Origin of the sequence: Streptomyces sp. NPDC048420, from assembly GCF_040651535.1 — a bacterium.
Taxonomy (GTDB): domain Bacteria; phylum Actinomycetota; class Actinomycetes; order Streptomycetales; family Streptomycetaceae; genus Streptomyces.
In genome coordinates, this window is sequence record NZ_JBEZKG010000052.1 from 24,078 (window position 1) to 31,230 (window position 7,153).

The window sequence follows — 7,153 nt, forward strand, 5'->3', positions numbered from 1 at the left end:
CCCCCGCCCGGGGGGGGGGGGGGGTGGCGCGGGGGGGGGGGGCGCGCCCCCGGGGGGGGGGGGGGGGGGGGGGGGGGGGGGGGGGGTGGTGTCCACACCGAGTCCGACGGTGTCCCGGCCGCGGGAGGCGAAGACTGCGAGGGCGTGCAGCAGGAGCAGCCCGGCCGGCGCGCGTCCTCGGGCGTCGTGCAGCACGCCGATGTTGCAGATGCACCCGACCGTCGCACGCTCGTCGCGGGCCATCAGCAACCCGGCGTCGCCGCTCGCACGCGCTCACCCGGCTGGCCTGGGTGGCACGTCTCTTTTGGTGCGGCCGTCGCACAGCCACGAAAAACGCCTGCTACAGCGTCCAGACATCATGACGGCCCTTCACCAAAACGGCACCTGACGGCAACTTCCAGGAATCAGCCCATTCTCAACGGCAGGAATCAGCCAGCCTCCGCAACCGTCAGGCGGCCACCGACGACCATGCTGGCACCGGTCGGTGGATCGCCATCGGCGAGTCCGGCTACGACGCCGATCAACTCCACCGCGGCGGCCGCTACATGACCCTGGATCGGTGGCCATCGACGAGGACGAAGCCGCCGCGAACGTGGACCTGCTGCGCGAGGAGGCACGGATCCAGAAGTCCGCGCCAGAGGTCAAGTGCCAGAAGATGTTCCACCGGCGGGGTAGCCGGCCAACGCCGCCGGGTCCACAGCGGTCCCCTGGGCGAACTGCTGGCACCCGGCGGACGCCTGCAAGACCGCGCCTCGGTGTATGTGATCGACAAGCCCTACTTTGTCGCGGGCACACTCGTCACGTCCTGCTCAAGGAACGGCTCCACGCCATGGACCACGACATCGTCAGCGACGGCGTGGGCCGGCAGCTCGCACTGGACTGGCCACCGAAGGGCCGCGCGCACTGGGCCGCGACGGCTTCGACCGCTTCTTCGCCACCGCCGTGCGGTTCTTCGCCGAGAAGAACCGCACGGGCGACCACGTCACGGTCGACGACCTGCGCACCGACATTGAGCAGTCCTACGCCTACGCCCACCACCGCACGGCCCCTCAGGCGAAGAAGGCGACACAGGTCCTGGACATGCTGTGCAAGGCCCGCCCGTTGCGACGATCAGCGGCTGCTGACCGACGACCAACTCGACGTCCTGGAACGCGTGGCCACGGCCGTGGGCGTCGCCCACGGCCTCATCGAGGAAAAGCACCTCCAGAATCTGGTCCGCGGCCGCTCGGTGGTCCACTCCTGCCTTCAACTCGCTGACCTGGTCGCGGGCGCGGGGCGGGCGGTCGCGCGATGGCATGACGGCGAGGATGATCCCGCCGGAAACGATCTTCACTCCGTGGCAGGCCCACTGGTGGATCCCGGCGGACTGCTCATGAACGAAACGCCCGAAGACTTCGCGCGGATCGACACCGCCCATGCGAAACGCCGCTGACAAGGAGCTGCCGGCCATGCGAAAGACCGAGCGGTGAGGCTCCGCAGGCGGCAGGGGATGATGGGGGTTATGGAGTCGGCAATGCGACATCCGGGTGGAGCCGCAGCGACCGCGCCACAGCGCTGAAAGCCGCCGAGCAGGCCACTAGTAGGACTCCGTTAGGTCTTCCCATAAGTGCTGATCAAGAGCATGTTGGGGGTGGGGACTTACATGAAGTGAACTGTATGCGGGCGACGTTGGGGTTCTTTGTGGCCGACGTGTTCGCTTCGGTGGCGCGCAAGGATCAGCGGGCGAAGGGCGACTGCTATCTGCGGGGGCTGATGCTGGACGGGCGGCGCAAGTCGGTTCAGGCGATGGCTTCTCGGCTGCCGGACGGTAACGAGCAGAACCTGCAGCAGTTCGTGAACCAGTCGACTTGGGATCCGGTACCGGTGCGGCGACGGGTCGCCGAACGCTTGATTCCGCTGGTCGGCCCGGACGCTTTCGTGATCGATGATGTGTCCTTTCCCAAGGACGGCCGCATGTCGGTAGGGGTCGCACCGCAGTACTGCGGTGCGCTGGGCAAACAGGCGAACTGCCAGGTTGCCGTGAGTGTGCACGCGGTCAGCGACAGCGCCTCGGTCCCCTTGCATGGAGCTTTTCCGCCCGTGGACACCGACCACATCTGGTTCAAGGCCGCACACGGTCTGGAGGGTGTCAAAGAGATCGGCCGCGATCCGGGCCTGTGCTTCTCGGCGATTTTGCGCGATGACGCGCTGGTCATTCCCGACACCCTTCGTGACCCCGTGGCGGCGGACAATCCGCTGGTCGCCGGGGAGATGGGGGTGCGCTTCTACGCCGCCGCACCGATCACCACCCCCGACGGCCACCGACTGGGCACGGTCAACGTCCTGGACACCAAGCCGCGCTCCATCATCGAGGACGACACCGCCACCCTGGCCGATCTTGCCGCGATCGTGCTGGACGAGATGGAGTTGCGGCTGTCCGCGCTGCGCGCACTACGCAACGAGCAGAAGCGGCGGGAGGCGGAACGGGCGGCGGGGGAACAGGCGGAGAAGGACGTTCTTCCTCGGTGACGTGTGCGGCAAGGGCCCACGAGGCGGCGACCGTCACCGCCCTCACCCGCCGCACCCTGCGCGTCGCGGCCCAGATCGACCCGGAACCGGTCACCGTTCTGAGCACGCTCAATACCACCCTGCTCACCGACGTCACCGCCGGAAGCCGATTTTGCACCGCTCTCTTCGGCCTCCTGACGACGAAGCCCCATTGGCCCAGGCGCCACGAACCAGCACAGCTGGCGGCTCGGCCTCTCCCGGATCGAAGATGCTCACGTCAACCGAGTCGGGCGTCATGTCTTGGCGACGACGACCACCGCGTCCTGGACCGACCAGTGGCGCCGCTCGGCTTTTGGTGGGTTGATCCGCACGCCGTAGCCGGGACTTGTCGACGAGTCGTTGTGGCTTCGGTAACCGATGGCGCATTCGCCGCGATGGCGTGCCGCGGCCACGACCGTGGCGAAGGAGGTCTCACGCCCCGGCAGCACGTAGTCCGTGGCGGGCCGCAGGTGAACTCCGGTGCCGTCGGCGGAGAACAGTTCCTCGAACACCGCTGCCAGGTGTCGGTTTTGGGAGATCTGTGCCATGAGCAGACCGATGAGCTTACCGCTGATGATCACGTCGGCTCCGGGGCTGATGGGGGCCAGCGCCCGGTTGCGGTCGTCGATCATTTCGGTGACCACCGGCAGTTCGCGCCCGGTGGCTTCCTCCAGTTGGCGCAGAAGCAGCAAGGTTACGAGCGTGCGGTTGTCGGGGTCGTCCTGCGGCTGTCCGGGAGCGGAGTCCTGGCCGAGCACGATCACGCTGTCGTAGGAGTGCACGTCCAGACGCTTCAGGGTCTCGGGGCGGGTGGTGTCCCCGTGGTGCAGTGTCAAGGTCAGGGAGCTGCCGCTGTGCGTGTCGGCCTCGCTCACCTGCGGGACAGTCACCGTACGACCGTCCGTCACCACGTCGAGGGCTGATCCCGGCCAGGCGCGGTGGCGCAACTGGTCGACTATGAGCGGCGCCCGGCGATTCCAGCCCAGCAGGAGAACTCGCTCCGGTCGTGCGGGCGTCGAAGGGCCGGATGCCATCGCCGCCTTCTCGACCAACTCCGTGCAGTCGTCCGACCAGGCCGTGTCGTCGTCACGGGAGATGACGATGAGCACGTCATCGGGGGCCAGGGGCGTCTGCGCTGGCGGGTTGAGCAGGGGCGTGCCTTCTCGCATCATCCCGACGACGCTCGACGTCGGGTAGGACAGCAACGCGTCGCCGAACGGCCGGCCTGCCAGGGCCGGTTCGGCGACGAGGTAGAACTCGTCGCCGGCGAAGTCCAGCAGTTCCTGGTGGACGAGGGAGAGCCCGCGCCGACGGGAGGCTTGGACGATGAGCCGGGCCGTGACGGTGTCGCTCTCCAGGACGATGCCGCCGGGTCCGGCGGCGAGACAGGCGGCCAGGCGGTAGCGGTCGTCCCGGACGGCGGCGACGACAGGCGGGTGAGTGCCCTTCCCGGCCAGGGCTGCCCGGAGCGCCAGCAGCGTCTTGACCACCTCGGCGTCGGCGTCCGGCTCGTCCTGGGGCAGGACCAGCACGACACCGGCCGTGTCCGGGCTGGTCAGGGTGAGCACGGCCGGGTCGGTGGTGGGCCCGCTGCGGCAGATCAGCCGCGTACCACCGGCGGGACCGATCTTCGTACTCAGGGCCTCCTCCATGGCGGTCTTGTCCCGGTCGGCCAGGACGGCCACCGCCGCGCGTGGCTGGTTGGCATTGGCGGCCACCAGCTCGCTCACCACGGTGAAGACCTGCTCCGACCAGCCCAGGACCACGGCGTGGCCTTGTTCGAGCACGGTGGAACGGGCCCCTTCGCAACTCGGTGAGCCGCTCCGTGAGCGCCGTCGTGATCAGGCCGACGAGCGTCGAGACGTACAGCAGAGCGACCAGTGCGAGCAGCACGGACATCGTCACTCGCAACGGCGTACCCGTGGCACCGCCCAGGCGCAGTGTCTCCCCGGTGAGGTGCCACACCTGCGCCAGCCGGTCCGCCAGGGGCGCCGGTGCGTCAGGGTCGGTCCACACCAGCACCGCACTGGCCGGGACGACGATGGCCAGACACAACAACCCCATCCAGCCGACGAGAGCGGGAGCACCGCGGGCCAGCGTGCTGTCGAACCAGTAACGGGCTCTGTCACCGAACGGAGTGCGCCGTTGCGCCACCCTTCCCCCTCCACCAACCCGCACTCTCGCGAGGCCTGCGCGATACGTCGCCTTCATGACGCGACCGCAAGCCCGCCGCAGAGCACGGATGCGAACACGCATGGGCAGTGTGGGGGACCGATTGTGGCGGCAGACGGAGTTTGCTCCGCATTCATCCCTTCGGGGGCTCCGAGCACGTCCACGCCCACTGACGTGCTCGACGTCAGGGTTTGTCCCCGTCTTCGCTCCTTCGTGTCAACGCAGGAGCGCAGGACCATCGTCTAGTCATGACCACCGGTACAAAGATCGACATGACTGAAGATCACGCGGTTGCGCACTCAGGCGGCGGTCTCTCCCGGCGAGGCTTCACGGCGGTGGCCGGCACGGCCACGGTGGCGACGGCCCTGACCGGGGGTGTCTCCGTGGCCCTGCCCGCGCGAACCGCTGCGGCCGCCGGCCGAGGCGCCGACTTCGACCGGTGTCTGGCCGTCGCTCGCGCACTGCTCGTACTGGACTCCAACAACCGCCCTCTCGTCCCGCGCTACCAGAGCATCCTCGAGCAGGGCCTGCCGACTCAGCGGCGGACCCGCCCCAAAAACGTTCTGGTCATCGGAGCCGGTCCGGCCGGGCTGGTGAGTGCCTGGCTTCTGAAGAAGGCAGGTCACCGTGTGACCGTGCTGGAGGCCAACGGCAACCGCGCGGGCGGACGCATCAAGACCTTCCGCAACGGCGGCCACGAACAAGCGAAGCAGCCCTTCACCGATCCGCTCCAATACGCCGAAGCGGGCGCGATGCGCATCCCCGGCAGCCATCCCCTGGTGATGGAGCTGATCGACCAGTTCGGCCTGAAGAAGCGGCGTTTCCACTACGTGGACGTCGACCACGAGGGACGTCCCGCCAACCACACCTGGATCCACGTGAACGGGATCCGCACCCGGCGCGCCGACTACGCCCGCACCCCCCGGCGCATCAACCGGTCCTTCGGCGTTCCCCGTGCCCACTGGGACACCCCTGCCGCCGCCATCCTGCGCTCCGTTCTGGACCCGGTGCGCGACGAGTTCAGTTACGTCAACGGCGACGGCAAGCGGGTCGACAAGCCGCTCCCCGAGCGGGTGCGGGGCTGGGCCCGCGTGGTGCAGCGCTTCGGTGACTGGTCGATGTTCCGCTTCCTGACCGAGCACGCCGGCCTCGACGAGCGGACCATCGATCTGATCGGCACCCTGGAGAACCTCACCTCACGCCTTCCCCTGTCCTTCATCCACAGCTTCACCGGCTCCTCCCTCATCAGCCCCGACACACCCTTCTACGAGTTGGAGGGCGGCACGGCCGTGCTGCCGGACGCCCTCCTGGAACGCGTGCACAAGGACGTGCAGTTCGACCGTCGTGTCACGCGCATCGAGTACCACCACCCCGACCGCCCTTCGCCGGACACCGAGCACGTCCGGACCAAGGGCCCGCACGTATGGGTGGACACCGTGTCCGAGGGCCGCGACGGTCCCGTCGTACGCGAGCAGTTCACCGCGGACGTCGCCGTGGTCACGGTGCCGTTCTCCGGACTGCGCCACGTACAGATCGCCCCGCCCATGTCGTACCGCAAGCGCCGCGCGGTCTGCGAACTGCACTACGACAGCGCGACCAAGGTCCTGCTGGAGTTCAGCCGCCGCTGGTGGGAGTTCGACGCGACCGACTGGAAACGCGAGCTGAACGCCGTCGATCCAGGTCTGTACGACGCCTACCGCACCGGCCGCGCCGCCACGGACGGCAGCCTGCTCGGCGCCCATCCTTCCGTGCCCAGCGGGCACATCACAGTGGACCAGCGCACCCACTACGCCGCCAACCGCGCGATCGCGCGCGACCAGCCGGAGGCGGTCGACGTCGTGGGGGGCGGCTCGGTGTCGGACAACGCCAACCGGTTCATGTTCCACCCCTCCCATCCGGTCCCGGGCAGCGCAGGGGGTGTGGTCCTGGCCTCCTACAGCTGGGCGGACGACGCGCTGCGCTGGGACTCCCTGGACGACGAGGCACGGTACCCACACGCTCTGTGCGGCCTCCAGCAGGTCTACGGCCAGCGCATCGAGGTCTTCTACACCGGAGCGGGCCGCACTCAGAGCTGGCTGCGCGACCCCTACGCCTACGGGGAGGCGTCCGTACTCCTGCCCGGGCAGCACACGGAGTTGCTGCCCGCCATCCCCGTGCGCGAAGGGCCGTTGCACTTCGCCGGGGACCACACGTCCGTCAAGCCGGCGTGGATCGAGGGAGCCGTTGAGTCCGCCGTGCGTGCCGCCTTGGAGATCCACACCGCATAGAGCCGCGCGGTCCGCTGAGCCACGACGCACACGCAGGCCCCGGCGCAACCTCGTACTCGTCAAGGTCGCACTCGTCCTTGGCCACTGAGAGGGCGTTAAGTCCGTTTCTGGTAGCGGCCGCGTCCGGGTTGTTCGAGGAGTCCCTGGCGGACGAGTCGTCCCAGGCGGGAGAGGGTGACGTTGGTCGA

3 protein-coding genes and 2 pseudogenes are annotated in these 7,153 nt (G+C 68.7%); 4 read left to right on the plus strand and 1 reads right to left on the minus strand.

The window, feature by feature from the left end:
• Window positions 1-1,153: 1,153 nt before the first annotated feature.
• The 3 genes and pseudogenes from AB0D34_RS45665 to AB0D34_RS45675 all read left to right on the plus strand — a co-directional run bounded on the left by AB0D34_RS45665 (window position 1,154) and on the right by AB0D34_RS45675 (window position 2,508).
• Window positions 1,154-1,432, plus strand: coding sequence for a hypothetical protein (locus AB0D34_RS45665; RefSeq protein WP_362673757.1), 279 nt, complete (start codon window positions 1,154-1,156; stop codon window positions 1,430-1,432).
• Window positions 1,433-1,656: 224 nt separating this feature from the next.
• Window positions 1,657-2,061 (plus strand): annotated as a pseudogene (locus AB0D34_RS45670) (transposase); the annotation flags it as partial.
• Window positions 2,062-2,079: 18 nt separating this feature from the next.
• Window positions 2,080-2,508: a GAF domain-containing protein gene (locus tag AB0D34_RS45675; RefSeq protein WP_362673769.1), complete on the plus strand. Its 429-nt coding sequence runs from the start codon at window positions 2,080-2,082 to the stop codon at window positions 2,506-2,508.
• Window positions 2,509-2,780: 272 nt separating this feature from the next.
• Here AB0D34_RS45675 and AB0D34_RS45680 read toward each other — a convergent pair.
• Window positions 2,781-4,680: pseudogene (locus tag AB0D34_RS45680) on the minus strand (NAD-binding lipoprotein).
• A gap of 290 nt (window positions 4,681-4,970) precedes the next feature.
• On the opposite strand from AB0D34_RS45680, the gene AB0D34_RS45685 reads away from it, so the two are divergent.
• Entirely contained in the window at window positions 4,971-6,965 is a 1,995-nt protein-coding gene (locus tag AB0D34_RS45685; protein ID WP_362673759.1) for an FAD-dependent oxidoreductase, read from the plus strand.
• Window positions 6,966-7,153 lie beyond the last annotated feature (188 nt).